At 44.6% G+C, this 26,504-nt stretch carries 32 protein-coding genes and 1 tRNA gene; 23 read left to right on the top strand and 10 right to left on the bottom strand.

Features of this window, described 5'->3' with window-relative positions; genetic code table 11:
- Nucleotides 1-5 precede the first annotated feature (5 nt).
- The 5 genes from AC59JO_RS13920 (at nucleotide 6) to AC59JO_RS13900 (ending at nucleotide 6,212) form a co-directional block, all read left to right on the top strand.
- Complete coding sequence (locus tag AC59JO_RS13920) at nucleotides 6-1,181, top strand: DUF4249 domain-containing protein (RefSeq protein WP_497305999.1); 1,176 nt, start codon at nucleotides 6-8, stop codon at nucleotides 1,179-1,181.
- Between the two features lie 46 nt (nucleotides 1,182-1,227).
- Nucleotides 1,228-3,612: a hypothetical protein gene (locus AC59JO_RS13915; RefSeq protein ID WP_497305997.1), complete on the top strand. Its 2,385-nt coding sequence runs from the start codon at nucleotides 1,228-1,230 to the stop codon at nucleotides 3,610-3,612.
- 185 nt (nucleotides 3,613-3,797) lie between these two features.
- Nucleotides 3,798-3,871: transfer RNA gene (locus AC59JO_RS13910), tRNA-Asp, on the top strand.
- A gap of 235 nt (nucleotides 3,872-4,106) precedes the next feature.
- A complete protein-coding gene (locus AC59JO_RS13905) occupies nucleotides 4,107-5,378 on the top strand; it encodes a site-specific integrase (RefSeq protein ID WP_497305995.1) in 1,272 nt (423 codons plus the stop codon).
- A gap of 66 nt (nucleotides 5,379-5,444) precedes the next feature.
- Nucleotides 5,445-6,212: a hypothetical protein gene (locus AC59JO_RS13900; protein ID WP_497305993.1), complete on the top strand. Its 768-nt coding sequence runs from the start codon at nucleotides 5,445-5,447 to the stop codon at nucleotides 6,210-6,212.
- A 119-nt stretch (nucleotides 6,213-6,331) separates the two neighbouring features.
- Here AC59JO_RS13900 and AC59JO_RS13895 read toward each other — a convergent pair whose 3' ends face one another.
- Entirely contained in the window at nucleotides 6,332-6,517 is a 186-nt protein-coding gene (locus AC59JO_RS13895) for a tyrosine-type recombinase/integrase (protein ID WP_497306726.1), read from the bottom strand.
- A gap of 266 nt (nucleotides 6,518-6,783) precedes the next feature.
- Between AC59JO_RS13895 and AC59JO_RS13890 the strand changes: the two genes are divergently transcribed.
- The 3 genes from AC59JO_RS13890 (at nucleotide 6,784) to AC59JO_RS13880 (ending at nucleotide 8,528) form a co-directional block, all read left to right on the top strand.
- On the top strand, nucleotides 6,784-7,224 hold the full coding sequence (locus AC59JO_RS13890; RefSeq protein WP_497305991.1) for an Hsp20/alpha crystallin family protein: 441 nt from the start codon (nucleotides 6,784-6,786) through the stop codon (nucleotides 7,222-7,224).
- 235 nt (nucleotides 7,225-7,459) lie between these two features.
- Nucleotides 7,460-7,753 carry a hypothetical protein gene (locus tag AC59JO_RS13885; RefSeq protein WP_497305989.1) on the top strand — a complete coding sequence of 98 codons (294 nt, stop codon included), beginning with the start codon at nucleotides 7,460-7,462 and terminating at the stop codon, nucleotides 7,751-7,753.
- A gap of 616 nt (nucleotides 7,754-8,369) precedes the next feature.
- Nucleotides 8,370-8,528 (top strand): lmo0937 family membrane protein, encoded by a 159-nt coding sequence (locus AC59JO_RS13880; RefSeq protein ID WP_497305987.1) that lies wholly within the window; start codon nucleotides 8,370-8,372, stop codon nucleotides 8,526-8,528.
- A gap of 130 nt (nucleotides 8,529-8,658) precedes the next feature.
- Here AC59JO_RS13880 and AC59JO_RS13875 read toward each other — a convergent pair whose 3' ends face one another.
- Nucleotides 8,659-9,039: a single-stranded DNA-binding protein gene (locus tag AC59JO_RS13875; RefSeq protein WP_497305985.1), complete on the bottom strand. Its 381-nt coding sequence runs from the start codon at nucleotides 9,037-9,039 to the stop codon at nucleotides 8,659-8,661.
- Between the two features lie 495 nt (nucleotides 9,040-9,534).
- Here AC59JO_RS13875 and AC59JO_RS13870 point away from each other — a divergent pair, with 495 nt between their 5' ends.
- The 8 genes from AC59JO_RS13870 to AC59JO_RS13835 all read left to right on the top strand — a co-directional run bounded on the left by AC59JO_RS13870 (nucleotide 9,535) and on the right by AC59JO_RS13835 (nucleotide 14,215).
- Entirely contained in the window at nucleotides 9,535-10,389 is an 855-nt protein-coding gene (locus AC59JO_RS13870) for an SDR family oxidoreductase (protein ID WP_497305983.1), read from the top strand.
- Between the two features lie 54 nt (nucleotides 10,390-10,443).
- Nucleotides 10,444-10,623, top strand: a complete 180-nt coding sequence (locus AC59JO_RS13865; RefSeq protein ID WP_090463211.1) for a DUF6496 domain-containing protein — start codon at nucleotides 10,444-10,446, stop codon at nucleotides 10,621-10,623.
- A 21-nt stretch (nucleotides 10,624-10,644) separates the two neighbouring features.
- Nucleotides 10,645-11,649: an SDR family oxidoreductase gene (locus tag AC59JO_RS13860; protein WP_497305981.1), complete on the top strand. Its 1,005-nt coding sequence runs from the start codon at nucleotides 10,645-10,647 to the stop codon at nucleotides 11,647-11,649.
- Between the two features lie 82 nt (nucleotides 11,650-11,731).
- Nucleotides 11,732-12,277 carry a YciE/YciF ferroxidase family protein gene (locus tag AC59JO_RS13855; protein WP_243483826.1) on the top strand — a complete coding sequence of 182 codons (546 nt, stop codon included), beginning with the start codon at nucleotides 11,732-11,734 and terminating at the stop codon, nucleotides 12,275-12,277.
- 99 nt (nucleotides 12,278-12,376) lie between these two features.
- Nucleotides 12,377-12,565 (top strand): DUF2188 domain-containing protein, encoded by a 189-nt coding sequence (locus AC59JO_RS13850; RefSeq protein WP_497305979.1) that lies wholly within the window; start codon nucleotides 12,377-12,379, stop codon nucleotides 12,563-12,565.
- Between the two features lie 47 nt (nucleotides 12,566-12,612).
- Entirely contained in the window at nucleotides 12,613-13,293 is a 681-nt protein-coding gene (locus AC59JO_RS13845; protein ID WP_243483831.1) for a flavodoxin family protein, read from the top strand.
- A 27-nt stretch (nucleotides 13,294-13,320) separates the two neighbouring features.
- Nucleotides 13,321-13,620: a DUF3175 domain-containing protein gene (locus AC59JO_RS13840; RefSeq protein WP_090463195.1), complete on the top strand. Its 300-nt coding sequence runs from the start codon at nucleotides 13,321-13,323 to the stop codon at nucleotides 13,618-13,620.
- 112 nt (nucleotides 13,621-13,732) lie between these two features.
- Nucleotides 13,733-14,215: a CinA family protein gene (locus AC59JO_RS13835; protein WP_497305977.1), complete on the top strand. Its 483-nt coding sequence runs from the start codon at nucleotides 13,733-13,735 to the stop codon at nucleotides 14,213-14,215.
- 52 nt (nucleotides 14,216-14,267) lie between these two features.
- On the opposite strand, the gene AC59JO_RS13830 is transcribed toward AC59JO_RS13835, so the two are convergent.
- From AC59JO_RS13830 to AC59JO_RS13810, 5 genes are all read right to left on the bottom strand, one after another.
- On the bottom strand, nucleotides 14,268-14,822 hold the full coding sequence (locus AC59JO_RS13830; protein ID WP_243483838.1) for a YciE/YciF ferroxidase family protein: 555 nt from the start codon (nucleotides 14,820-14,822) through the stop codon (nucleotides 14,268-14,270).
- A gap of 97 nt (nucleotides 14,823-14,919) precedes the next feature.
- Complete coding sequence (locus tag AC59JO_RS13825; RefSeq protein WP_243483840.1) at nucleotides 14,920-15,408, bottom strand: DUF421 domain-containing protein; 489 nt, start codon at nucleotides 15,406-15,408, stop codon at nucleotides 14,920-14,922.
- 144 nt (nucleotides 15,409-15,552) lie between these two features.
- Nucleotides 15,553-16,035, bottom strand: a complete 483-nt coding sequence (locus AC59JO_RS13820) for an inorganic diphosphatase (protein ID WP_497305974.1) — start codon at nucleotides 16,033-16,035, stop codon at nucleotides 15,553-15,555.
- A 3-nt stretch (nucleotides 16,036-16,038) separates the two neighbouring features.
- Nucleotides 16,039-16,500 carry a low affinity iron permease family protein gene (locus AC59JO_RS13815; protein ID WP_497305972.1) on the bottom strand — a complete coding sequence of 154 codons (462 nt, stop codon included), beginning with the start codon at nucleotides 16,498-16,500 and terminating at the stop codon, nucleotides 16,039-16,041.
- Complete coding sequence (locus tag AC59JO_RS13810; RefSeq protein WP_497305970.1) at nucleotides 16,497-18,713, bottom strand: hypothetical protein; 2,217 nt, start codon at nucleotides 18,711-18,713, stop codon at nucleotides 16,497-16,499. Before AC59JO_RS13810 ends, AC59JO_RS13815 begins: the two co-directional genes overlap by 4 nt.
- Nucleotides 18,714-18,910: 197 nt before the next feature.
- On the opposite strand from AC59JO_RS13810, the gene AC59JO_RS13805 reads away from it, so the two are divergent.
- From AC59JO_RS13805 to AC59JO_RS13785, 5 genes are read left to right on the top strand one after another with little or no spacing between them, the layout of a single operon-like run.
- The gene (locus AC59JO_RS13805; RefSeq protein ID WP_497305968.1) at nucleotides 18,911-19,858 is read left to right on the top strand and encodes a manganese catalase family protein; all 948 of its coding nucleotides are present in this window, start codon (nucleotides 18,911-18,913) and stop codon (nucleotides 19,856-19,858) included.
- Nucleotides 19,858-20,019, top strand: coding sequence for a hypothetical protein (locus AC59JO_RS13800; RefSeq protein ID WP_243483848.1), 162 nt, complete (start codon nucleotides 19,858-19,860; stop codon nucleotides 20,017-20,019). The genes AC59JO_RS13805 and AC59JO_RS13800 overlap by 1 nt, the downstream gene beginning before the upstream one ends.
- A 16-nt stretch (nucleotides 20,020-20,035) precedes the next feature.
- Nucleotides 20,036-20,209, top strand: a complete 174-nt coding sequence (locus AC59JO_RS13795; protein ID WP_183566016.1) for a hypothetical protein — start codon at nucleotides 20,036-20,038, stop codon at nucleotides 20,207-20,209.
- Between the two features lie 8 nt (nucleotides 20,210-20,217).
- Complete coding sequence (locus tag AC59JO_RS13790; protein WP_497305965.1) at nucleotides 20,218-20,640, top strand: DUF1810 domain-containing protein; 423 nt, start codon at nucleotides 20,218-20,220, stop codon at nucleotides 20,638-20,640.
- Between the two features lie 40 nt (nucleotides 20,641-20,680).
- Nucleotides 20,681-21,262, top strand: coding sequence for a DUF4142 domain-containing protein (locus tag AC59JO_RS13785; RefSeq protein WP_497305963.1), 582 nt, complete (start codon nucleotides 20,681-20,683; stop codon nucleotides 21,260-21,262).
- A 73-nt stretch (nucleotides 21,263-21,335) separates the two neighbouring features.
- Here the strand turns inward: AC59JO_RS13785 and AC59JO_RS13780 are convergent, their stop codons facing one another.
- The 3 genes from AC59JO_RS13780 to AC59JO_RS13770 are packed head-to-tail and all read right to left on the bottom strand — an operon-like array spanning nucleotide 21,336 to nucleotide 24,403.
- A complete protein-coding gene (locus tag AC59JO_RS13780) occupies nucleotides 21,336-22,421 on the bottom strand; it encodes a glycoside hydrolase family 130 protein (protein WP_497305961.1) in 1,086 nt (361 codons plus the stop codon).
- Nucleotides 22,402-22,866, bottom strand: a complete 465-nt coding sequence (locus tag AC59JO_RS13775; protein WP_497305959.1) for a hypothetical protein — start codon at nucleotides 22,864-22,866, stop codon at nucleotides 22,402-22,404. Before AC59JO_RS13775 ends, AC59JO_RS13780 begins: the two co-directional genes overlap by 20 nt.
- Nucleotides 22,856-24,403, bottom strand: coding sequence for an FAD-dependent oxidoreductase (locus AC59JO_RS13770; RefSeq protein WP_497305957.1), 1,548 nt, complete (start codon nucleotides 24,401-24,403; stop codon nucleotides 22,856-22,858). The genes AC59JO_RS13775 and AC59JO_RS13770 overlap by 11 nt, the downstream gene beginning before the upstream one ends.
- A 273-nt stretch (nucleotides 24,404-24,676) precedes the next feature.
- Here AC59JO_RS13770 and AC59JO_RS13765 point away from each other — a divergent pair, with 273 nt between their 5' ends.
- Together AC59JO_RS13765 and AC59JO_RS13760 are read left to right on the top strand one after the other, a co-directional pair.
- Nucleotides 24,677-25,531: a COG1470 family protein gene (locus AC59JO_RS13765; protein WP_497305955.1), complete on the top strand. Its 855-nt coding sequence runs from the start codon at nucleotides 24,677-24,679 to the stop codon at nucleotides 25,529-25,531.
- A gap of 23 nt (nucleotides 25,532-25,554) precedes the next feature.
- Nucleotides 25,555-26,504 (top strand): ABC transporter ATP-binding protein (locus tag AC59JO_RS13760; RefSeq protein ID WP_497305953.1); only part of this gene is annotated, 950 nt, incomplete at its 3' end.

Genomic DNA, 26,504 nt, shown 5'->3' with positions numbered 1-26,504 from the left:
AAGAGATGAAAGGAAAACGATATATATTGATTTTATTGTTGCTGGCAGGCATTTACAGTACCTGCAAAAAGCCATATAATCCTAAAATTGTGGATTCGCCCAATCACTACCTGGTTGTTGAGGGAGTGATCAATAACGGTAACGACTCAACCATTATAAAATTAAGCAGAACGGTTAATATCTCAGGCAATGTAAACACGAGCGGAGTTGATAACTGCACGGTATCTGTTGAGGCCGAGGGGGGAACAGCATATTCGCTTACACCGCAGGGAAACGGGGCTTATGTTACGCCGGGGCTTAACCTGGATGCATCAAAAAAGTACCGGGTGCATATTATTACCAACGATAGTAAAGAATATGCATCAGATTATGTCGAGGTAAAAAAAACACAGCCTATTGATAGCATTGGATTTTACATTAAAAATGGTGATGCGCAGGTTTACGTAAACACACACGATGCTACAAATAGTTCCCGTTATTATCGCTGGAACTTTGAAGAAACATGGAAGTTTCATTCAAAGTATCAGTCGTCATATATGGTTGACCCGGTAAAAAAAGAAGTTGTTGCAAGGCCATTCAGCGAGAGTAGTTATTATTGTTTCGCCGGAGATAAGTCGACTACTATCGTAATAGGTTCATCGGCTAAGCTAACGCAGGATGTAATATTTCAGCAACCGTTAACAACTATAGCTTCAACATCCGAAAAAGTTGAAATGCGTTATTCCATTTTACTAAAACAGTATGCCTTAACAAAAGAGGCCTACCAGTTTTGGGAAAATATGAAGAAAAACACAGAGCAATTAGGGAGTATATTTGATGCCCAGCCATCGCAGTTAACCGGAAATATTCATAACCTTAAAGACCCGGCCGAGCCCGTTATTGGCTATATCAGTGTAACTAATATTCAATCAAAAAGGGTATTTATAGATAATTCAGATCTTCCTCGCGGTTGGGTACCGAAATACCCTTATGATTGCGGCCCGCCGGATACTGCATTGTTTTTTAATCCGAAAACGCATCAAAACGATGTGCTAAGCATGATCATTAACGGTAGCGGGATTCCTATAACTGATGTTTCGCAGCAAAATAGTACAATTGGCTATACCTATTCATCAATTGAATGTACCGATTGCAGGATCAGGGGACGGGTACAAACCCCTACTTTTTGGATAGAGAGATAATAAAATCATGAATGATGCCATGAAAATAAATCAATAAGGTTTGGTTATGAAAGAAATTAAAAAACTTGCTATTGTTCCACTGCTTTCAGGCATGTTACTATTATCATTGAACGGGGTGGCACAAACTATAAACCAAATCTCCGAGAGCTTTAATAAATACAGCCAGGCTACTGTACAGGAAAAGATTTTTGTACATACCGATAAAAGCGCTTATATCACCGGCGAAATTTTATGGTTTAAGATATATAATATTGATGCTGCTTATCACAAGCCATTGGGCCTTAGTAAAGTTGCATATATTGATGTGTTGGACGATAAGCAAAATGCTGTTGTACAGACTAAAATAGAAATAAAAAATGGCTTTGGGAATGGTTCGGTTTATGTACCGATATCGGCAAGTAATGGTACTTATAAGTTAAGGGCATATACCAACTGGATGAAAAATTTCAGCCCTGATTATTATTTCGAAAAAAGTATAACCATTATTAATCCTTTAAAATCTCCCGAAGCCACAGTTAAAGCACAACCATTGGATTACGATGTTCAGTTTTTCCCGGAAGGGGGAAACCTGGTTGCGGGCATCAGCAGTAAAGTTGCTTTTAAAGTTACCGCGTTGGATGGTAAAGGACTAAGCGAATACAGGGGCTTTATCGTCGACCAGAAAAATGATACAGTAGCGAGGTTTAGTCCCTTGAAGTTTGGCATTGGCAGCTTTTTATTTACCCCGATAGCCGGAAATGATTATAAAGCTATTATAAGGTCAGGTAATAATACTGCCGTTACTAAGGAGCTGCCGGCCGTTAATAACGAGGGCTATGTAATGACGGTGAAAGATGCAGGCAGCACGCAGATAGAGGTTATAGTAAAAGGCATAGGTGTTGAAACCGGCGAGCTATATCTTTTTGCACAAACGAGGCAGTTGATTAAAGCAGGTATTTCGGCACCATTTAATAACGGAACGGCAACCTTCATGCTTGATAAAGCTAAACTGGGCGAAGGTGTATCTAACATAACAATTTTCAATAGCGCAAAGCAACCGGTATGTGAAAGGTTATATTTTAAGCGACCAAAGCAAAAAATCAGCATTGATGCCGCAGCCGATCAGCCTTTATATGCGCAACGTAAAAAAGTAAATGTGAGCATTGCAGCTAAAGATCTGTCAGGCCAGGTAAAACCCGCCAACTTGTCAATGTCCGTTTATAAGCTTGATTCGTTGCAAAGTACAGATGGCGGCGAAATATTCAGTTACCTGTGGTTAAGATCGGATTTGCGGGGAAATATTGAATCGCCGGATTATTATTTCAAAAATACAGGTGAAGAGGTGGATGCTGCCCTTGATAATCTCATGCTATCACAAGGCTGGCGAAGGTTTCAATGGAATAATGTGCTTGCTAACAAGCCGGCAGCATTTAATTTTTTGCCGGAGTATGACGGCCACCTGATTACCGGCAAACTCACCAATACACAGACAGGTAGCGTTGCCAAAGATATTGTGGCTTATTTAAGTGTTCCGGGAAAACGGGTACAGTTGTATGCGGCAAAAAGCGATTCGGCAGGGAGGTTAATTTTTAATACAAGGCAACTTTATGGCCCGGGCGAGATAGTAGTTCAAACCAATTCGGAACGGGATTCAATTTATCACATTGATATTTTAAGCCCATTTTCTGAACAGTACTCAAAATACCCGGCATCAAAACTTAGCCTTACCAGGGGCATGCAACGTGCCATTGAAGAGGGGAGCCTTGGCACACAGGTTCAAAACATTTATTGGGCTAATAAGATCAAGCAATTTTATGAGCCGCAGGTTGATAGTTCAGGCTTTTTTACAACACCCTATAAAACATATCTTTTGGATAATTATACCCGCTTTACCACCATGGAAGAAGTGTTGCGGGAGTATGTAAGGGAAGTATGGGTAAACAGGTCACAAAAGCGCTATCATATTAAGGTACTTAATGGCAATGGTTTTTTAGATAGCGATCCCTTGGTCATGCTTGATGATGTGCCGGTGTTTAATATCGATAAGGTGATGGCTATCGATCCCTTAAAAGTTCGTAAGCTCGAAGATGTTCCCTACCGGTACTATTGGGGGCCATCGGTTTATGAAGGGATCTTAAGCTTCACAACCTATAAAGGCGATCTTGGTGGTGTTGAGATAGATCCACGGGCTGTGGTGCTTGATTACGAAGGCCTGCAACTGCAACGCGAGTTTTATTCGCCGGTATATGACACGGAGCAAGCGGCTAAAAGCAGGATCCCGGATTTCAGAAATTTGCTTTATTGGGCGCCTGAAATCGGCACCCCGGCCCAGGGCAAAGGTGAGCTGTCGTTCTATACATCTGACCAAACAGGGAAATATATAGGTGTTGTACAGGGAATTACAGCAGAAGGCGATGCCGCAAGTCAATATTTTGGCTTTGAAGTGAAGTAAGTGTTTTAAAACTTCCATGAGCCGCGCCTTATATTCTCTTAATTTCAAACTGATTATCAGCACATTGGAACTAATCAAGAAAGGCAAACAAATCAAAAAAGCCATTAATCACCCCATTAATGAACTTTTTTAAAAAACAATTTGCGTAGAATAAAATGGTTTGTATATTTGCACACCCAAACGGAGGAGTGGTAGTTCAGCTGGTTAGAATACATGCCTGTCACGCATGGGGTCGCGGGTTCGAGTCCCGTCCATTCCGCTGAAAACTTAAAAGCCTTACTGAAAAGTAAGGCTTTTCTGCGTTTAAACCCTTTTTAAGCGGTTTCTCACAAAAAAGCGTATCAAATAAAATCAATTATTTACAGCCTTGTAGGGTACCATTTCGGGTAACACCGAATGTGCCGAAATTTGTTACCCTCAGTCCTTTGCAATGTGCTATTAATCAGCAATTTGAGGGAAGGATGATTAAAATCATTCATTAAAAATAATTGAGTATGAAAATCAATGAAAGGGTATCATTATTAGTTATGCTGGAGAAATCCAGATTAACCACCGATGGCAAGGCTCCTATTTTTATTCGGCTTACCGTTGACGGCAAGCGCGCGGAAATGTCTTTGGGGCAAAAAGTAAATCAAAAAAACTGGAATCAGGAAACAGGCTATGTGCGGGGGGCATCTATTGAAGCAAGACTGATTAATAACGCCATCGATGCCGCAACGTTAAAGGTCAGGCAGTTGTATGATCAGTTATGTATCAATGAAGAGTATGTTTCCGCGAATATGGTTAAGCAGGCTTACCAGGGAAAACGCGAAAGAGAAAAAACGCTGATGGAAGTTATCGATTTTGTGATTGATAGAGTTAAATTAAAGGTAGCAGGGGACAAACGCTCCCCCGCCACACTTACCAAATGGAACACCGCTAAAGATAAAGTGGTTTCATTCCTTCAATTCGAGTATAAAGCTAAAGACATACCACTCAGTAAAGTCAAAATGTCCTTTGCGGAGGATTTTGTAGATTACCTTACACTTAAAGAGCACATTGGCAATAATACCACCATGTGTTACTTGAAGAAAGTCCGTTCTGTGCTAAAAACAGCTGTTGAAAGGGAATGGCTAAATAGGAATACTTTAAGTTCCTACCAATGCTCTTATATAGAGCCTGAAAAGGATATCCTTGACGAAAAGGAGCTGTTCACTCTTTATGAAAAGAAGATGGCCGTAGAGCGACTGGAAGACGTAAAAAACGCTTACCTGTTTATGTGCTTTACCGGCTTTGCCTATAAAGATGCCAGTAAATTAACCCGTGAGCATATAGTTGATTTTTTTGACGGGGAGGAATGGATTGTAAAGAACAGGCAGAAAGTTACCAAAGCAATATGCAGGGAAAGTGTTCCGTTATTGCCAATAGCCAAAGAGATCATCGAAAAATATAAAGACCATCCCTACTGTCTACAAAACAATGTGTTACTGCCCATCAGCAGCAATCAAAAATACAATGCCTATCTAAAAGAAGTCGCTGATATCTGTGGTATCAATAAAAATCTGACCACCCATACCGCCAGGCATACTTTTGCCACAACAGTTACGCTGGCTAATGGTGTTCCTATTGAAACAGTAAGCGCTATGTTAGGACATAAATCAATTAAGACAACACAGATCTATGCCAAAATAGTAGCCCAAAAAATCAGTACTGACATGAGTGACTTAAAGAAGAAGCTCATGATCAAAATGCCTAATCTGCAAAAACTAAATGAATTAGTGGCTTAATGAATGAAGAAAGCTGCGATGGAAAACAATAAAGCCCCGGGATTGCCGGGGCCTTAATTCTTAAACTTGATTACGTTTTTATCGCTAAAAAGAGGCTTTATCAAGCATTACGAAACAAAATTACATAATTTTATAGTCAAAGACAATAGCGAATTGAAATATCATAAACTTGAACACTTTGTATCTAAACCGAGATTAGACCGGTTTTTAAATGCTTGTGGTAACTCAAAATCAAAGGCGCAAAAACTATATATAATAAATCTTAGGGTATCCCAAGAAGCGTACCCGCTCTTAAACCTTTTTGAAATTTTTCTAAGAAATGCAGTCAACGAGAAAGTCTCAGCTTATTTCACAGATACTGACTGGATAGTTAATCAGAAAAGCCGGTTTATGAGTAATCCTTCATTAGCCCCATCCCGGTATCAAATGCGAAATTCTGTTCAAAAGGCAGAAAATACAATAATAGCGAAGGGGGCAGTAGTAACCTCGGGTAAGGTAATTGCCGAACAGACATTTGGTTTTTGGACCAGCCTGTTTGAAAATCACCATTTCAGATTAGTAGGTGGTGCTCCATTAAATAGTTTTCCGCTAAAGCCAGCCGCTGTTAACCGTAGCGTTATGGCAACCAAACTGAATGAGATTAGACTGTTTAGAAACCGTGTTTACCACAACGAACCCATATGCTTTCTAAATAATATGATTGATTTTGCTCATGTTCAAAGAATAATCCAAACGATTTACGATTTACTAAGCTGGATAGAACCAGACCTGGTAACCTACGTGAATTATTTTGATAATATCAATAGCAAAATTGCTGCGGGAATGGCTCTATAAGTGGCCTGTTTTAAATATTTAACATCGCCAAAAATGTGCTTTTTTAACGTTGAAACTTTTTTTATTACCTAATGACAACAGGGTCAATAGGATAATGTTCAGTTATCATTTATTAGACCTCACGGTAAGGCCATGGAGAAATTCATGCGAGGGTGTTTTTCGGCTAAAATCTTTTTTTGTTTCTCAAGGTTGACCTGGGTGTATATCTGGGTCGTTATGATCGAACTGTGGCCAAGCAAAGATTGAATGTATTTAATATCCACGTCGTTTTCCAGCAACAAGGTAGCGAAAGTATGTCGTAAAATATGCGGTGTGGCCAGAAAACGGCATTATCTGTTCAGTGGCTCCTGTTGTTTGATTTATCTTATCATAACCTTTAAAACGCAGAAAGGTTTTAAGCCTTTGAAAGAGGTCAGGCCGATGAAAATCTGGCAGCGACGCTGTAAATTTTTCAGTTTTAATTCCATTTCTGGCTTTGGCATTTCACTTGTAGTATTACTGCTGAACAACCGTTCTTTAAGTTTAATGAATAAATGGTTTGATCCTTTTAAAAACAATTAAAAGAAAAATTATGACATTGGTTAAATTTAATCCTGAAAAAAGAAACAGTTCACTATTACCAGGTTTTAGTGATGTTTTCGATTCTATTTTTAATGACACCTTTTTTAATAACCGTATGGTAACCCGCGTACCTGCTGTCAACATCAGCGAGACGGAAAACAACTATCACGTGGAACTGGCTGCACCGGGTCTGAAGAAAGAAGATTTCAAACTAAACCTGGAACGTAACGTACTGAACATTGCAGTTGAACAAACCGTCAGTCAGGAAGACAACCAGAAAAATTACAGCAAACGCGAATATAGCTACAACTCGTTCGTGCGTTCCTTTACGCTGCCAGAAAGTGCGGATGACAGCCAGATCAACGCGAGCTATACCGATGGTATCCTCCGCATCGATATTGCCAAGCGCGAGGAAGCAAAAAGCCTGCGCAGGCAGATCGAAATAAAATAATCGACTCCATCATATATCCGGAAAGGCTGCCGTCATGGCGGCCTTTTTCAGGATATACTAAGAAGTCAGTTTAATTATAGTGGGACTTTAAATTTAAAGTTATTCGATTTAACCGCTTTGCTGACGCCCAAATACGCGGCCGGATGGCTACTTTTAACAGGACAGCATCTGATATGTGCCAGCGTTAAAAAAGCAAGTGCTCCTCTTGCAATGGCTCCTTCATTTATAAACCGCTATGAAAACACAATTCTATATTTTATTAAGCCTGAAGACGCCGCGCGGCTTTGTCGACTATGGACAGTACTTCTTCGGTGACGACCGCGGTACCGCCTATGAATTATTCGGGCAGTTAAAAGGTAACCAAAATCTAAAAGATTCTTGCCTTTTACATATTGACCTGATGGAAACCGTCGATGAACTGCCGGTAAAGGTCAAAACCATCTGTTGCACACTACATGAATTGGCTTACAATTGTAAAATGATCGCGAGAGAGATTTTTCGCTTAAAGACCCTGGAGGAAATGGAATGATGGATAAGTTATTTTTATTTAGAACACTGATCGTCTCCATGATGATCTGCTTGTTGATCTTTGACGTACTGCGGATAATGAGCCACTCGGCTAATACCTTTCCCGAGCATAAAGAGCTATTACTGACCGGGATTTTATTATGGATTGTCTCTGTAATTATTAATCAAGGCAGTAATGACGACGATTGGGCAGGAGAGATTTAGGCAAATTTGGCCGATTAAAACTCGCAGCATACGGTAAAGGCTAATATTTGTATAGCAATGAAGTATCCCGAAGGCACAGCCAACAGGTTATGGTATCCATGTCCTGTGTCAGGATCGTCATTGCCGGCATTCATGCATTAACCTATTTATCATTTGACGTAAAAAAAAAATTAACTGAATACTTCCTGCACTTTCCTGATTGTAGCTCCTAAATCAATCCCTTCATTCAAAACGCCCCTGAATAAATTGCCCGTCTCTTTTGGCGGGGCGATGGAATTATGAATGAAAATTACCTATTAATCCACAGTTTAACTGGACTATCCAAACGGACTTTTTAAAGATTTTTCACGGTACTCCTAAAATCACAATGGCATGATTTTTTATACTATTTAAATACATCAATCAGAAAAACTATGAAATCATTATTGTATATCATCGCTGTCATCCTGATCATAGGATGGGCGATCGGCGTATTTGCTTATTCGGCAACCGGTTTAATTCATGCCTTGCTTGTTATTGCCATTATCGCACTTTTGTTAGGTATTATCAGGAGATCCACCCCTGTCGTGTAAATGCACCATCCATTTTATATGGATTTGCGGGCAAAATTATGGAAATCTGCTTTCGTATATACCGATAGAAATGGCGTTAACTTCTGTTAACGCCATTTCATTTTCGAAACGTGCCTGTACGTGAATGCTTCTACTTCTGTGAATAAGTCACATTTTCCAGCAATTCATCGATTTCAAAATCACTACTTCGCCCCAATAATGTAAAGGTTTCTGAAATAATTTCCGTAGTGTAACGCCTAATACCTTCTTTATCTTCAAAAGAACGTGTACGGCATTTACCTTCTACATATATCAGTTTTCCTTTATGGAGTGGTCTGTGGCCCGCTTCCGCCAGTGACCGGCACATCACGATGGTGTGCCATTCTATATGTTCTGTCTTAACACCGTTTTTCATAATAATCTCGGACGTGGCAAGCGGAAAACTTAAAACGGCGATATTGTCTTGTAAATATCTTAATTCCGGGTCTTTTCCTAAATGGCCGACCAGGATAACTTTGTTGACTCCTGACATAGCTTTTGAATTTAAGGTTATTTCAATTTCCCCAATGTGATAACACCAGTTACCGCATTGGGTTTTAAACAATTAGCCTTCTTGATATTCTTTAAAGCTGAAATTGAAATCTCAAAGTTCTGCTCGTCAGCCTCTATACCTCATTGAACACCTCTGATCTAAATTAATGACACATATAGTTGATTTTAGTACAATTATTAAATTAAAAAGAAATAATTTTAAGTATAGATAGCTAAAATGTAAAATATTTTTACTCATATATCCACTACTGGAATAATATTGGAGGTGATTTATTCAGATTATTTTGCCGCTCCCGCCCGCTTTCTGCCGCCGCCAATTTTACTCATTTATCAAAGAATGAATCTGTATGATGCAAGCAGTAATTTTTCATAAATCAGGCAGCATTGCCAATAAAGAGAGTTTATGCAAATAGTTGATCTGCCATTCCGGGCTAAAATTGAAAAAGTAATTTGAAGGAAAAAACATTTGACCGATATGGAAACGAAAACAAAAAAGCCACAAAAACAGGATCGCCAGCCGGGTATTGAAGCGGAGATGGATCCGAAACCGGAATATATTAAGGATAGTTACAAGGCCGCCGGCAAACTCCAGGGCAAGATAGCCCTGATCACAGGTGGTGACAGCGGCATCGGCCGGGCTGTCAGCGTCCATTTTGCCGAAGAAGGTGCGGATATAGCCATCGTTTACCTCGATGAAGATAATGACGCCGAAACAACCAAAAATTTGGTGGAAGCCGCGGGCAGAAATTGCCTGCTTATCAAAGGAGATGTGAAGGATGCTGCCTTTTGCAAAAACGCGGTCGAAAGGACCGTTAAGAAATATGGAAAGCTGAATATCCTCGTCAATAATGCAGGAATGCAATTTCCACAAAAAGATGTCAAGGCGATTGACCCCGAGCAGTTGGACACCACTTTCCGCACCAATATATTTGCTTATTTCTACTTCGCTGAGGCAGCAGTGGTGCATATGCATGAAGGTGATAGTATTATCAATACCACCTCGGTAACCGCTTACCGTTCCTCTCCTTCGCTGATTGATTACTCTTCGACTAAAGGAGCTATTACAACCTTTACGCGCTCACTCGCAACAAATCTTGTTGAAAAAAAGATCCGTGTAAATGCTGTTGCTCCCGGGCCGGTATGGACACCCCTGATCGTATCCACCTTCGATGAGGAAAAGATCAAAAGTTTTGGAAGTGAAACAGCCATGAAACGGGCTGGACAGCCTTCGGAGCTTGGACCTGCCTATGTTTTTCTGGCTTCGGATGATGCTTCTTTTATAACGGGCCAGGTCATCCACGTAAACGGTGGTGAAGTAGTCAACGGATAAGGTTATATAATCAACGGAATCGTTTATACTATGAATAACAATTAAATCAAAAAAATGGCAAAGTATTCAGAAAAGGCACAGGACAAGGTCCACAAAGCCTTACATGAGGAAAAAGAAGGAACACTAAAAAGTGGCAAAAGCGGTAAAAAAGTAACGTCCAGAAAACAAGCTGTGGCAATCGGATTGTCGGAAGCCCGCAAGGAAGGCGCTAAGGTTCCAAAAAAGAAATCATAACAAAATACATCCTACACTACCATGAACGAAGAACATAAAATCACCCGGCGGCAAGCGGTCGCCGGGTTAGGTGCCACTTTAGCTGTCGCGGCAGTAACACCTGTCTTCGCAGCAGGCGGTAAAACAAACAGTATAATGGAAGCAAAAGCATTAGAAGATCCGATCACCAAATACCCCAAGCCGCCTTTTGAAGGCCAGTCACAGCCCTGGCCAGGCTTAGCCAGTAAAATGAACCCCAAACCGGATCACGGCGAAAAAAGCTATAAAGGTTCGGGACGGTTAGCTGGTCGCAAGGCGTTGATCACCGGTGGCGATTCGGGGATGGGACGAGCTACCGCCATAGCCTACGCCCGTGAAGGTGCTGATGTGGCGATCAATTATTTCCCGACAGAGGAAGAAGATGTCAAAGAGGTGATCGCATTGATCAAAGCTGAAGGCCGAAAAGCCATCACAATTCCTGGCGATCTGCGTGATGAAGCTTTTTGCAAAAAACTCGTAGACGAGGCGGTTAAGGGTTTGGGCGGTTTGGATATTGTAGTAAATAATGCAGGGAGGCAGCAAAGCAACCAGTCTATTTTGGACATTTCTACAGAACAGTTTGACTGGACGATGAAAACCAATATTTATGCTCCTTTTTGGATCATTAAAGCGGCTTTGCCGCATTTACAGCCAGGCTCGGTTATCATCGGTACCACTTCTGAACAGGCTTACGATCCTTCACCCGATCTGTATGATTACGCGCAAACAAAGGCTGCGACAATGAATTATGTCAAGTCGCTGGCAAAACAATTAGGGCCGAAAGGCATCCGTGTAAATGGTGTCGCACCCGGACCGATCTGGACACCGTTACAGGTTAGTGGCGGTGCCAGCCAGGAAAAGCTGAAGCAGTTCGGCGGACAAACACCATTGGGCAGACCCGGACAACCCGCAGAACTGGCCTCTATCTATGTACAATTGGCTGCCTCAGATGCCAGTTACGCAACCGGACAGATCTATGGTTCATCCGGCGGCTCGGGACAGCCTTAATACATAGCGGCTCGCCTGGCCATGATCCAGGCATCGATCCAATTTAAAGAAATTACTAAATCATTTATCAAAAACAAATATCATGGAAACACAAACCGCACAGACTACCGATTCAAAACTCAGGGAGTTTTTTGTCGATCAATTAGAAGACTTGCTTTGGGCAGAAAAAAAACTGGTTAAAACCTTGCCGAAATTGCAGGAAGCCGCTACATCCGCCGAACTGAAGGATGCCTTCGGCAATCACCTCACACAAACTCAAAACCATGTTACCCGGTTGGAACAGGTCTTTGGTCTGATTGGCGAAGACGTGGACACCACCAAATGCGCGGCGATGGCCGGTATTGTTGACGAAGGCGAAGATATTATAGATGAAACCGAAGAAGGCACCGCGCAACGGGATGTAGGTTTGATCTTCGCCGGACAAAAGGCAGAACATTATGAGATCGCCACATACGGCGGCATGGTCACACTGGCTAAAACTTTAGGATATAATGATGCGGCCGACCTCCTGGTCCAGACCCTGGAGGAAGAAAAGGAAGCAGACAACCTGCTGACCCAGATCGCTGAAAATAATATCAATTACCAGGCAAGCACCGAACCCAAAGAAGACAAGGGATTTTTTTCCTGATCTTTTTACAGCGCCTGTCATCAGGCAGGCGCTGCCGAACGCAAATGGAAAACAAGGGTGAAATGAAAGCGTATTTAGGAAACATTTAAAAATTAGCTTATGCCATGGTATAACGGAAACTACCCGCCATCTTATAAGAACCAACCTAAGAAAATCAGGGAAAAGGCAACGGAGATCGCCAATGAAGTGTTGCGAATAACCGGCAATGAAGGGGAAGCAATAGCGACTGGTTTAAAGCAGGCGCGCGCTCATTTTGCAAAAGAAAAAAAGAAGAACAGTGATAGCTGAATCACATCAGGCTGTTATTTTTCTAACTAATTATTAAAACAAACTTCATGAAAGCATTACTTATAAACTGTACGCTCAAACGCCATCCAGATTTTTCCAACACAGGCGCATTGGCTGACAAGGCGGCAAGCCAGCTTCGTGAGCAGGGGTTTGAAACGGAGATTATCCGCCTTAATGATTACCAGGTACTTACCGGTAATTCTTCTGATGAAGGAGGGGGTGACCAATGGCCGCTTATCCTGGAAAAGATCAAATCCTGCCAAATTTTTATTATCGCCACGCCCATCTGGATGGGACACCTGGCCTCGACCGCTCAAAAAGTGATTGAACGGTTAGATGCTATTTTCCGGGACGAAGAACTGAGCAATCAAGAAAACGGACAATATATGCCCTATAATAAAGTAGGCGGCTGCCTGGTTACCGGCAACGAAGACGGTGCCCATAGCTGCGCCGCGCAAGTACTCTGGGCTTTGCAGGAAGTGGGCTTTACAATTCCACCAAATGTTAACGCCTATTGGGTTGGTATGGCCGGAGGAGAAAAAGATTATGTGGAAGCTGGCGGCGAACGGTATTTATATACCAATAAAACCTTGCGTTATATGACCGCAAACCTGGCCTGGTTTGCCAAATTATTAGCCGCTAACCCTATCGGTACCAATCTACTGGAAGAGGATAAAAAAGCGGAAGCAGAAAGCGACAAGCAAGAAGGTTATTATCAACGATACTAAAATCATTTACTGATAAACTATACTTCTATGACTACGAAAACAAAAAAAACAGTAAACAAATGGTCTGCAGATGTTACAGAGCACAGCGATGCGATGGATCTGGAGAAAGATATTTTTAAATCCGGAGATCCGGATAAGATCGCGGCATCAGTAAAACATTCGGCGGAGACAAGCAAACGGCGAAAATCTTCGCCTTATCAAAGCGCGATGTCTATGCTGACCTTTTACGAGAACCGGGCCGGGAAGAACTTAAACGCAGACGAAAAAGACACGCTGGAAAAAGCAAAGGATAAGCTGAGGGAGTTATTCGGTAAGGACGATAAGTGATAAGTAGTAGTCGGTCTGTATACGGAATTTATGATTGTTGGGAAAAGACCTGATGCTTGCGCCAAATGTCTGTATATCCAAACCATTTTCAGAGCCAGATCGTTAAATATAAATGGCGGAAAGCAAAATCATCGTTTGCAGTAAACTCATAGCTCAACGAGGGCTGACTATCGCTTTTGCAGAAAGCGCGACAGCGGGCTGGCTCTGCTCCGAATTTGCGCTGACCGAAGAATCTGGTAAAGTGCTTAAAGGGGGCATTGCCTGTTATGACGCGAGTTTGAAAGTCAGTTTACTAGGTGTACCACAGGAACTCATTGATAAATACTCGCCGGAATCGATGGAAGTGACACGGGAGATGGCTTGCCGCTTAAAAACAATAATCGATTCGGATATCCAGGTAACCGTTACCGGCCTGACCACTCCCGGCGGCAGCGAAACACCGGAGAAACCGGTCGGCACCATGTTCGTTTTTGCTTTGATCTGTGGTCGTGAAGCCAGCTTCCGTCAAGTGTTTTCCGGTTCCTGTGAGGAGGTCATTCATCAGACCATCGAGGCGACCGCTGAACTTTTGATCGCGGCGCTAAGCAAAACTTAAACAAAAAAGGGATACCTTCCGGTATCCCCTGAAAGATCACAATTTGCTTCTTTTATTCTACTTCAGCGGCAGCGGCTTCATTCACATAATTTTCGGCTACTTGGGTCAACAGGGTATCGGCATTTTTTTCTTCAGCTAAGGTTTCGTCAAACAGGTTCTGCGCTTCACTATAGCCCAGGGTTCCGGCTAAGGTGCGCAGGGTACCATAAGATGCGATCTCGTAATGTTCTACCTTTTGAGCAGCAGAAATAATAGCTACATCCCTTACTTCTGTGCCTTTGTCTGTATCGGACAGTAGTTCAGTAGCTTCGTTTAGCAGGCCTTCCATGGCCAGGCATTTCTTAGCCACTGCTTTTTCACCGATCGAAGCGAAAGCGCTTTCCAGACGGGTCACATGGTTCTTGGTTTCTTCCAGGTGGTTGCTAATGGTTTGTTTAAGGTCTTCCGAGGTCGCTCCCTTGATCAGTTTCGGCAAAGCGGAGGCTAAATGTTTTTCCGCCCAGTAGATGTCCTTGATCTCATCAATAAATAATTCTTTCAGCGCACTTTCAGCTTCTGGTGTGCGGCTGGCTGCTGCTGCAGACTTTTTGTTGCTTTTTGTAGGCATGATTGTAGATTTTATTTTGGTTAAAACTATAGTGAACAACGCTGTTGTTAAAAAAAACAAGAAGCGTTCCAAACTCCCTGAAAAATCAGAACAATTTTCATTTTTTCCGGATTGCGCTGATCTCGCCGTTTCTTTCCATATAAACTTTTTCAACCCCCTCCATATCTTCGGTTAGCGCTGACTTCCGGACACCCTGCATGATATCTTCTTCACACACTAACCCTTTTTCCATATGGCTTTTAATGAACTTTCCCTGATCAAATAGCAGGATTTTATCGCCTTCCACAAAGCGGCCGAATGCCTTATGATGAACGATCAGCCAGCCAAAGACCCGGTGCAGGAAAACAATCACAAAACAGCAGACGATTACCGGTACAAAAGCTGATGCACCCACAACCGCCCGGCTCATGATGGCTCCCAGTGAAATGGTAATAATGTTGTCGAGCGGCGTCCGCACGCCAAACGAGCGGCGTCCCGAGACGCGGATGAGCAGGAAGGCAATTATAAAAATGACTACGCCTCGACTGCTCATCTGCAGGGCATTGAGGTCTTTGCCCTCACCAAAAATTTTTAACAGCAGTTCCATAGCAATTGATTTGATTCTTATTTAATTCATTTACCGCAGACAGCTGCGGGCTTCTTTAATTCCGCAGCCGGCTTACGGTTAACGAGCCAGGCGGTAATTTACAGTGATGCCAGCATGACCGGTATGAGCAGCTGCTTTATTTCTTCACTCACTTAATAATTTGGCGGCCTGCGGGGCGTTTAGCCTCGCAGTCACGTTAAATTTCTTGCTCGCCTGTTCGTTATAATTTTTGAAAAAGGCTTCGAGCTGGTCAATGAGAACCTGTGGCAGTTCCTCCAGTGTATGGATGTCCGAGTATAACAGGGAAACATCCGGGATGCCGATAAAACGGTCATTCCGTACCTTGTGCCCGTTCCGTTCGGTTTGCTCTGCTTTTAGCCCACCGATGATCCGGCAATCTACCAGGCAACCGGGGAAAGCGGAACATTCGGAGATCACGATGATATCCAGCGGGTCGCCGTCCTCACCTTTGGTTCCCGGGATCATCCCGAAATCAAAGGGAAAGACAAGTCCGGCGGGCAGGATCTTATTCAGTTTAAAACGTTTTTCCGCCGGATCATAGTCGAACTTCTGGTTCGATCCCTTCGGACATTCGATCATCGCGGTAATTATAGTCGGCTTCTTCATGGCTCAGGTCTTTTTAATCGGCCTCCGTGTCTGTGACTTTCTTTTCTGGTTTTCTGCAGCAGCATCTATTGAATGCGTACGGGTCAGATCATTTTCCTTTTCTGCCAGATCGGACAACCGGATATAAAATTTATAAAGATGGTCCAGTTCTTCCTCGGTCAGATCCTCGATATTGACCATGCGGTTACTGGTGCCCTCGTGCGAAGCTAATAATTCATTTAACTTCAGGTGGATGGCTTTGGAGTCCTTATTCTGCGACTTCTGAATTAAAAACACCATCAGAAAGGTAATGATCGTCGTGCCGGTATTGATGACCAGTTGCCAGGTTTCCGAGTAATGAAATAACGGTCCCGTAACTGCCCAGATGAGCACGGTGGACGTAGCGATGATAAATGCCGCGGAACTTCCCGTGGCAGCTGTGGCCCAGTTGCTGAAACGTTCGAACAAATTCGTCTTTTTTTTCATAAGGCTTTCCATTTGATATGAATTTTGCTGTCACCGGGAATGGTAAATTCCAGGTGCCCTTCTTTTGTTTTTTTCCCTTTAACAGGTTCGTTACCGTCGTTCAATATCACCGTAAATTCCGGCATTTTGCCTTTATCCGTTTTAACCAGCATCAACCGGCAATGAAGCCGAGCATCTCCCGCCAGCCTGAATCTGGCCGGACGGTGTTTTTTTGGCGAAAAGCCATAAGTGGGATAATCGGTGTAGATCATAAAGGGCTCATCTTCCACCTGCGTATAATGGCGCGGCAGGATACCGAAAGCATTTCCCGCGCCGTAAACCTCCTGCCCAACTTCGCCGGACTGTTCCCAGCCATCATGCATGTCTTCCAGGGCGATCCATAGGCTTGCGTCTACCTCGCCGGTCTTTACCTCATCGGATAACATTTCTTTGGGCAGCATTGTCGGGTAATAATACACGGCACGGTCTACCAGATACCGGATATATTCAGCCATCAGTAATCGGAGCGACGGCAGGATCTCGACACCCTCCGCCTGCCTCAGGTAATCATGAAAGGCACAGAAGACTTCCTGCTCCTCGTAAACCGCCGTATAGGGCGCATCGTTCAACGGGAACAGGGCAAAAAAAGATGGAAAATTCCGACCGTAGCCATAATTGCAGTCCCAGAGTTTTACGTTCCTGAACACATTAGCCAGGCATAAATAACTGAGCTCTTTATATACTTCTTTTTGGGTGATCTTATACAGCCGTAATAAGGCACCTGCCGAGAAGGAGGTATTATTCGCCTGGTAGAATAAGTCAAAACCTAAACCTTGCAGTTTTAAAGCGCCTCTTTCAGCTTCGGCCAGATAACGTTTGTTGCCTGTCAGTTCCCAGGCCTGCAGCATCACATGTGCATACAAACCCGGCACATCCTTTTCACCGCCTTTTCCAGGTTGTGTTTCCGCTTTGATCACCTCGAGCGTATCCATTTTATAAAACACCGGCCACCTGTAATTGAAATGACGGGCCACCTTTATTGCGAATTCCAGCGAATCCAGGAACAGCTTTTCGGCAACTTTATCCCCTTTGAGCGCTAAGCGTGACAAGTTCAGCAGCGGGTGATGCAGATACCAGGAATCCATAACCATTGGCTTTTTGTGTTCTTCTTCGCCTTCCATCTTATCGGCCACTTTAGGGTGCCAGCGCATGATCGTGCCAAATTCCTCATTATAAAAAGCGGGCAGGCCTTCCTTGATCTTTTTCATCACTTCCAGCTGGCCATCGCTCCATTCTACATAATCCAGCAAAGGCAGGAGTACTGCCAGTTGTACCATGATCTCGGGTGGTGTTGCATAATCACAGACATAAGCATTCAGGTAATGATTTCCGTTCACCTGTGACCAGCAACCCGGGCTTTCGGTCAGGTCAGTTAAACCTTTTTGTAAAGTTTCAGGCCAGTTTTTATAAGTAGTGGCGGGTTTTGGCAATTCCAGATAAACTGCCGCTAATAAATCAAGATACTGGCGTACCATGGCTCCCTCATCTGCAGGTACTTCTTCAGAAAAGACGATAAACGCGTCACTCAGGGCATACGTTTTCCCGGCTTCCAATGGTTTATTTTTCAAAGTAGGTGGCAGGGCAAATCCAATTTCCGGCCATTCACCACCCACCGTATCACCGGCCGAGGTCTCGGTCTGCTGGTTATAGTCCGCCAGTGCGGTCAGATTCTGTAGGTAAAGCACAGAACCCGCCTTCGGCCGGGTCAGGCTAAAATAGAGCTGTCCGGAACGTGTGCCTACCTGGCTGACTTTGATCTCACCTTCAGCTATCTTATCGCTGCTAACTGCGCCCAGCGGCACGATATCCCTCGGCCAGAAAGGGAACAAGATCGGTGCTGCCGCTCTCAGTGTTGTCGTAAAACGCAGCACGGGGATTTCTCCAACCGGTAACCGGACAACAGCCTCGTATTCCCCCATCAGGGAGGCGATCCGAAAAGTAATGTTTTGATCCTTCTCCATGACTTTCCTGAGTTCCAGCTGATCGTTGGGTGAATAAGCAAGCCGGAAAGCGATCCGGCTGCCTTTCGGCCAGGCTACAACCATCCAGCAGGAGTCATCAATCAGATAAACTTTAAAGGCATAACCTACTGCCTGCTGTTCATAAACAGCGGTCAGGCCGGGACTGTTCAATTTTGAATTAACAGCCAATAGCCAGGCTGAGGTTGCATTCATGGTAAAAAAAATAATCTTTCAACAATTGGCATAATTACGCTGCAAACGCTTGCGGAAAGCGCTTAAAAGGTAGTACAACAACTATTTTCAGTTAAATATTGTTTTTATATTTCTTTATAAATTATTTAATTAATTAAAAACATAATATCAACTCCTGTAGTTTTATCATTATACATTTACCTAAAACAAATAATATTATGTTTCACCATGTAAAAGACCTTCAATTCAATGCCCGGGTATCTCGTCCCGATCCGCGTTTTGCGAACCTGTTATTGGAGCAATTCGGCGGCGAAAACGGTGAGCTGGCCGCTGCCATGCAATATTTCACCCAGGCCTTCGGCGCGAAAGTTCCGCACCCGGATAAATACGATATGCTGATGGACATCGCCACCGAAGAATTCAGTCACCTGGAGATCGTGGGCGCTACCATCCAGATGCTGCTGAAGGGTGTGAACGGCGAACTCAAAAACGCTGCTGATAGTTCCGAAATCATGCAGGTATTAAACGGCAAGGCCGCTAAAGAGGATATTATCCACGCAGCGGTATTTGCTAATCCGCAGTTTGGCATCATCACCGGAGGCGGCGTCACCCCGCGTAACAGCCAGGGCATTCCCTGGTGTGCTTCCTACATCCACTCCAACGGCGACCTGACCGTAGACCTGCGCAGCAACCTGGCTTCTGAATCACGGGCCAAGCTCGTTTACGAGCATTTGATGAAATTTACAGAGGATCCGTACATCCACGAAACCTTATCCTTCCTGATGACCCGGGAGGTTACACACTATAAAATGTTTGAGGCAGCTTTGAACAGCATTCAGCCTAATTTTCCGCCGGGAGTATTGGCTGCCGATCCCCGCTACCTGCAAAACGTTTACAACCTTTCCGACGGTACCGTTCGCGGGCCGTGGAATGAGGGTGAGATCAAAGGCATGGGCAAAGAATTTAATTACGTCGAAGACCCCATTGCGCAGGTACAGGAAACAGAAGGCCAAACGAAATTGCCGGATGATTTCAGCGCGGAAGTAAAAGAAAGCGAAAAACTCAATAAAAACATGAGCAAGATCAAAAGCGCTGAAGTAAAAAATGCAGAACCAAAAGGTGTCGCTCAATGGAGTGCCTATGGCGCTGAAAAGGTACAAGCATAATGGATGAGCACCTATTTTTGAAAGGACAGCGTGTGATCACTCCTTCAGGTGAAGGCGAGGTTGTTGACGCTATTGGCGATAAGATCGTCGTCAGGCTGGATACCGGATCAACAGAAACTTATCCCTCGGACGACATACAGGATAATAGCAGCGCAGGGTGAACATAAAAACATAACCATGAAAAAAATCATTGTGCCGGTGGCCATCCTCATGATGGCCGCCTTATTTACAAGCTGTACCGCCATCGCAGGTATTTTCAAAGCCGGCGCGGTGGTGGGTATTATAGCAGTCGTGATCGTGATCGCCATTATCATATGGATCATCTCGCTGTTCAGGGGGAAAAGCAACTAAGTAAAAAAATGAAAGAGCACTTACAACGTTTTAAAACTGCGCAGGACCGTGATTATGATACCGCGCTGGCGGAAATCAAAGACGGCCACAAGCAAGGCCACTGGATGTGGTATATCTTCCCGCAGATCGCAGGTTTGGGCGTGACCGAAATGTCACGTTTTTACGCCATAAAAGATATAAAGGAAGCGGGAGACCTGCTGATGGACCCGGAACTCGGGCTGCGGCTGACGACTATCTGTAAAGCGCTGCTGGAATTGGAAACAAATGACCCGCATGCTGTTTTCGGTAGCCCCGACGACCTCAAGCTTAAGTCGTCAATGACCCTATTTGATGCTGTGCCCGCGACCTTCCCGGTTTTTAGCCGTGTACTGGACAAGTTCTATCATGGCGAACGCGATGAAAGGACGCTGGAAATACTTGGTATAAAATAGCTTGACGATAAAAGAGATACAAATTAACAAAACACCCACCATGAAAAAGCTCATGTACATCAGCCTGATCGCAGGTGTCGCCTGTATGGTACAGGCCTGCAGCGGCAACAAGGACAGCAAAGCCAGCGCAGACAGCGCGAATACAGCAAAAGCTGATACGGCCAAAAAGGATTCATCCGCATCAGCAGTCGACAAGGACGATGCGAAATTTGCCGTGGCGGCAGCTAATGGCGGTATGGCAGAAGTCGAGCTCGGTACACTCGCCCAGCAAAAAGCTGCCAACCAAAAAGTTAAAGATTTCGGTGCCATGATGGTCAGCGACCATAGCAAAGCCAACGAGGAAATGAAGGCCCTTGCAAAATCCAAAGTGATCACCTTGCCAACAACGATAGATAGTGACGAACAAAAGGTGAAAGATAATCTTTCTTCAAAATCAGGCGCGGACTTTGATAAAGCCTATGTTGATAATATGATCGAAGATCACAAAAACGACATCAAAGAATTTGAGGATGCCATTAAAAACCTAAAGGACCCGGATTTGAAAGCATTTGCGGTGAAGACATTACCAACCTTAAAAATGCACCTCGACGCGATTCAAAAGATCCATGACAGCATAAAATAAACCATAGCGGGCGGCCTTTTTTATTTCCTGCGGTAGGTCGATGGTCGGCAGCGTTGCTGAAGAACTTTCGATGCTAATAAGAAACCAATTGTTCCAGTATCGCATTGATGGAAAAATGCGCGCCGCACACGAACTCATCTGCCGCGCCATAGTACATCGTCAAGCGGTCACCATCAATCAGGTGCCCGTTGGTAAAAACAACATGCCCAAAAAAGCCGCTTAATTCATATGGTTCCGTAGGCACCATAATGGGTTCAACGGTACGTGAAATGATCTTCGAAGGGTTATCCAAATCCATCAGGAAAGCACCCAGGCAATACTGGTGCTCCGTATTTGCACCGTGATAAATTGCCAGCCAACCCTGCCCGGTACGGATCGGTGCCGCTCCGGCACCGACGCGTGCGCTGTCCCAAAAACCAGGCCGGGTCTTGATCAGGCATTGATGGTTTCCCCATTGCCTGCCGTCGGAAGATTCCGCCAGCCAGATATAATTGCCGCCAATCTCTTTGCTGCTCGGCCGGTGCAGGCAATAATATTTACCGTTGATGGTTTCTTCAAAGATGGCGCAGTCTTTATTATGCGGCGGCAGGATCATGCCCGCATTTTCAAAGTGTTGCCAATCTTTGGTGGTTTGCAAACCTACGCCAACACCACTATCAGAGACTGCGGTATAGGTCAGATAATAAGTATCACCTATCTGGCTCACCCGGCAATCTTCGATGCCGAATCTTTCCAGGTAGCCTTGTCCAAATATGGGAGCATAGTCTCCCAACTCGGTGAAATGCACACCATCATCACTGGATAATAAACGTAAATGTGAGATTGTGGTCAGGTAATCCAGGCCTTTATAACTGATTACCCGAGCATCGATGGCGATCAGGTCGGGATCGTTTAAAGGTACTTCGATGATCTCGGTATTCCCAGTCGCGTTCAGGGCGGGGAAAAATAGTACGCCTTCCTTTTGCACAGCACCTTCCGCTACCCTGACCAGAAGCCATATTTTCCCCCCGTAACGGAATACGCCCGGATTCAGCAGACTAATGATTTGTAAACCACCAACGCTGGGCGCAAGGTCTTTAGGTAATAACAAAGGATTTTCCGGGAAACGTTGGGCCAGATCCGTCCTGCTTTTTTCCGCCTCATCGATGATCTGTAACATGATTTGCTCTTTTTAAGATTTGATAACCGATCCCGGCGAAGACTGCAAAGACCAGGTGAGCCGGAACGAGTTGCAGGTAATATTTATTAAAACTTAACGAAGGCGGCAGCGGGTGCATTTTAAATGTGGCTTTCCAGACCACGACCGCCAGCAAGCCACTTAAGCCACCCAGCCAAAGGTTCGTTTTCAGATCAGGTTTTAATTTTCCGCGCCGCCAAAGCTCCACATAGACTAGTGCAAAAAGCAGGCCTACCCCATAATGACCGAGCCAGCCTAAAGCCAGACTCTGCTGCTTGTCCAGTTTCGGAATGAGACGGCCAGCCAGTTGTCCGAGGCGCTCCGGTTCGCTGAAGTTTTCGCCATCGGCCAGCGAGATGAGGTAGCTGAACAGGGTCATGAAAGTTGTACCGGTAATTCCGCCGGCTAATATTTCCTTAGTTTTCATCGCTGCTGATCTTGGGTAGGTTTTTGGTTGCCGGTCCTGTCAATACATTTCCGTCAATATCATAACGTGCACCGTGGCAGGGGCAGTCCCAGCTTTTTTCTTCACCGTTCCAATTCACGATACACGCGGCATGGGTACAAACCGGACTGAGCGCGTGGATGGCTCCTTTTTCATCCCGGTATGCCGCTATCTTCTCACCGTCTACTTCCAGCACCTTGCCGGTACCTCGCTGAAGCCGTTTTAATGAATCCGTTTCGTGGATATGAAACCTGTCTGCTATAAAGTGGTAAGCTACATCCACATTTTCTTTAACAAATTCGCTGAAGCTATCCACTGGTTTGATCCGTGAAGGACTGAACAAGTCCTGATATCTATTGGGCCGTCTCCTGACCAGGTCGCTGAGTATTTTGCCGGCGATACTGCCCAGCATCATCCCGTTACCGTTATAGCCGGTTGCGCAGTAAATACCGTCCGCCGCCAGCGGCATCTGTCCGATATAAGGAAGGCCGTCCACAGGTACATAATATTGTGATGACCAGCGGTATTTAACCGACGACACGTTATAATATTTCCGGATATATTTTTCCAGATCGGCAAAGGCTTTTTCCGGGTCGGCATGACCCGTTTTATGATCATTACCACCGGCGATCAAGAGTTTTTCCCCGTTAAGTACCTGTGTCCGGAAATAATGATAAGGTTCCTGCATATCGTAAACCAGGGCATCCGGATAAGTATCCGTTTTTAATTTCAGGCCCAGTACATAACTGCGGTAAGGGGCGCACTCAAAATTGAACAGGTTGATATTGGGCGGCATATGCGTGGCGTAAACCACCGTTTTAGCCCTGATAACACCTGTTGGCGAACGCGCGGTATGTACGCCATTGTCAGTTTCGATACCGGTTACCAACGTGTTTTCCAAAACTATACCACCTGCTTCCTGGTAAGCTTTTTGTAAACCCCGCAAATATTTTAACGGGTGAAACTGTGCCTGCCTATCGAAAACCAGGGCCTTTAAATATTCTACCGGTGTGGGCACTTCTTCTGTATAGTGTACAGGCACACCTACTTTTAAGGCACCATTGTAGATCTCGTCGAGTTGTTTGGCCTCGTCCCCGGTTTCTGCATACAGGTAGCCAGGATTGATTTCGTAATCGCAATCAATCTGGTAAGTATCAATGTTGGATTTAATGGTCGTGAAACCTTCGTTGATCGCATCCGCGAAAAGTTGCGCTCCTTCTTCGCCGAAAGCGCTCGCTACTTCCGCATAAGTAGTATCCGCGAAGGTATTGATGTGGGCGCTGGTCCCACCGGTAGTTCCAAATCCCGGTTTATGCGCTTCGGCGATCACTACTTTTTTTCCTGCTTTCTGAAGAAACAGTGCCGTTGTGATACCGGTAATGCCGCCACCTACGATCAGCGCATCATAAATGGCGGTGGTATCAAATAAAGCTTTCGAAATTATGGTCGCTGCGCCATACTGCCAGGGAGCCTGCAGTGCTCCATCGCGGGCTAATACGGTATTCGTTGTCTTTCCCATAATTCTATTACAAAAATCAGCATCACTCTGTTTGGCAATAGTTTACCTATTTATCAAACAAATCCGCTCGTATACCCGATCTTTTATAACCCGGCGACAATGGGTGTCAGGGCTTAATCGTTTAGGCTAATATCAATTTGTTAAAAAGTGTTAAAGCTATTTGATTTTTTTGGGCTGCATTTTTTCTTTGAGCCGTCAATTTTTAAACATTAAACCAATTATCGAAAAAAGCATTTTTTGAAAGCTATCATTAACCATTTTAGTTGTTAGATCATGTCACCCCAATTCACCACCACGCGTTTCAGCGCAGCGCGCAGCTTTACATTTCTTTTATTATTTCTAACATCCACCTTCGCATCACAGGCACAACAACCAGTCACCTGGCCGGCTGGCAAGTCGGGCTTTACCGCCAAACTGATGAACATCGAGGCCGCAACCAATGAAACCTTCCGTTACAGCACGACGCTCCATAACGGCTCGGCCAGCGCCAAGATCTACGAACTTAAAACCGATATTCCCTTTGGCTGGGCAATCGCTTATAAAGTGGACGGTAGCCAGGTAACTTCCATTAATATGGATGCCGGCAAAACCCAGGATATCGCCATCGAGATCAATGCCACGGCTACCGCCTCCCCGAAAAAATACAGGGTTCCGATCAGGGCAGTATCCGGTTCCGATACCCTATCACTGAATCTGGAAGCCGTAGTTAAAGGCTCCTACAACTTGACACTAAGCACACCTACCGGAAGATTAAGCGACGAAGTAACCTCGGGCAGCCAAAAAGAGGTGCAGCTGACCGTCAAAAACACCGGCACGCTGCCGTTGAATGACCTCCAGGTTACCGCACAATTGCCTACCGGCTGGGAATCTACTTTTGAACCCGCGAATATCAAACAACTGGAAGCCGGGAAAACCATCGATGTTAAAGCGATTGTAAAAGTGCCGGACAAAACCATTGCCGGTGATTATGCTGCCAACTTTACAGCGACTAACAGCAATACCAACTCACAGATCGCCTTCCGCCTGGCGGTCAAAACGTCCTTGCTTTCCGGCTGGATCGGCGTTTTGGTCATTCTATTGGCCATTGGCATCGTTTATTACCTCATTCGTAAATATGGCAGAAGATAAAATAGCCAATCCATTTTTTACCAATGAAAGATCCTATTATACAATTAAAGGGCTTAACCAAACAGTATGGCGCTGTTAAAGCGGTAGATGGTTTAAATCTTGATATCGACAAAGGTGAGATCTTTGGATTGCTGGGACCTAATGGCGCTGGCAAAACCACCACCATATTGATGATGCTCGGGCTTACCGATCCTACGAGTGGTACCGCTTTTGTTTGCGGGCACAATGCAACTAGCAACCCCATCTCAGTTAAGAAAAAAGTGGGCTATATGCCCGACAATGTCGGTTTTTATGATAATATGACCGCGCTGGAAAACCTGGTGTATATCGGCAGACTGAACAGCATACCTGAAAATGAACTAAAAAAGCGTTCGGCCGAAGTGCTGGAGATTGTGGGCCTTGCTGCAGACCAACATAAAAAGACTTCGGCTTTTTCCCGTGGCATGAAACAGCGGCTTGGTTTGGCCGATGTGCTGATCAAGAACCCAGAGGTCATCATCCTGGATGAGCCAACGCTTGGTATAGACCCAACAGGCGTAAAAGACTTTTTGGCGCTCATCAAACAGTTGAGCCGGCAGCAGGGACTTACCGTTTTACTCTCATCGCACCATTTACACCACGTCCAACAGGTGTGCGACCGGGTTGGGATTTTTGTGAAGGGCCAATTGCTGGCACAGGGAGATATCGGCGCGCTGTCCGGTCAACTATTCGGCACCGACAGCCATGTCACTTCTATCAGGGTAGCACAACCCGTTTCACAACCCTGGCAGCAGGAGCCGGAACTCCAGGCATGGGAAGCCATTACCCAGATTCGCATCCACGAAAATGAACTGGAATTTACCAGCAGCCGCGATGTAACTGCCGCTCTTGTTCGCTTTCTGGTTGGAAAAGGCTACGATGTGATCGGTGTCAATCAAAAAAATTATGGACTCGACGATATTTACCAGAAATATTTTGAATCAAATAGTACTAA

The organism is Mucilaginibacter sp. A5337 (genome assembly GCF_059690695.1).
The sequence above is the reverse complement of the archived record's forward strand: the minus strand, read 5'-3'. Positions and strand labels throughout refer to the sequence as shown.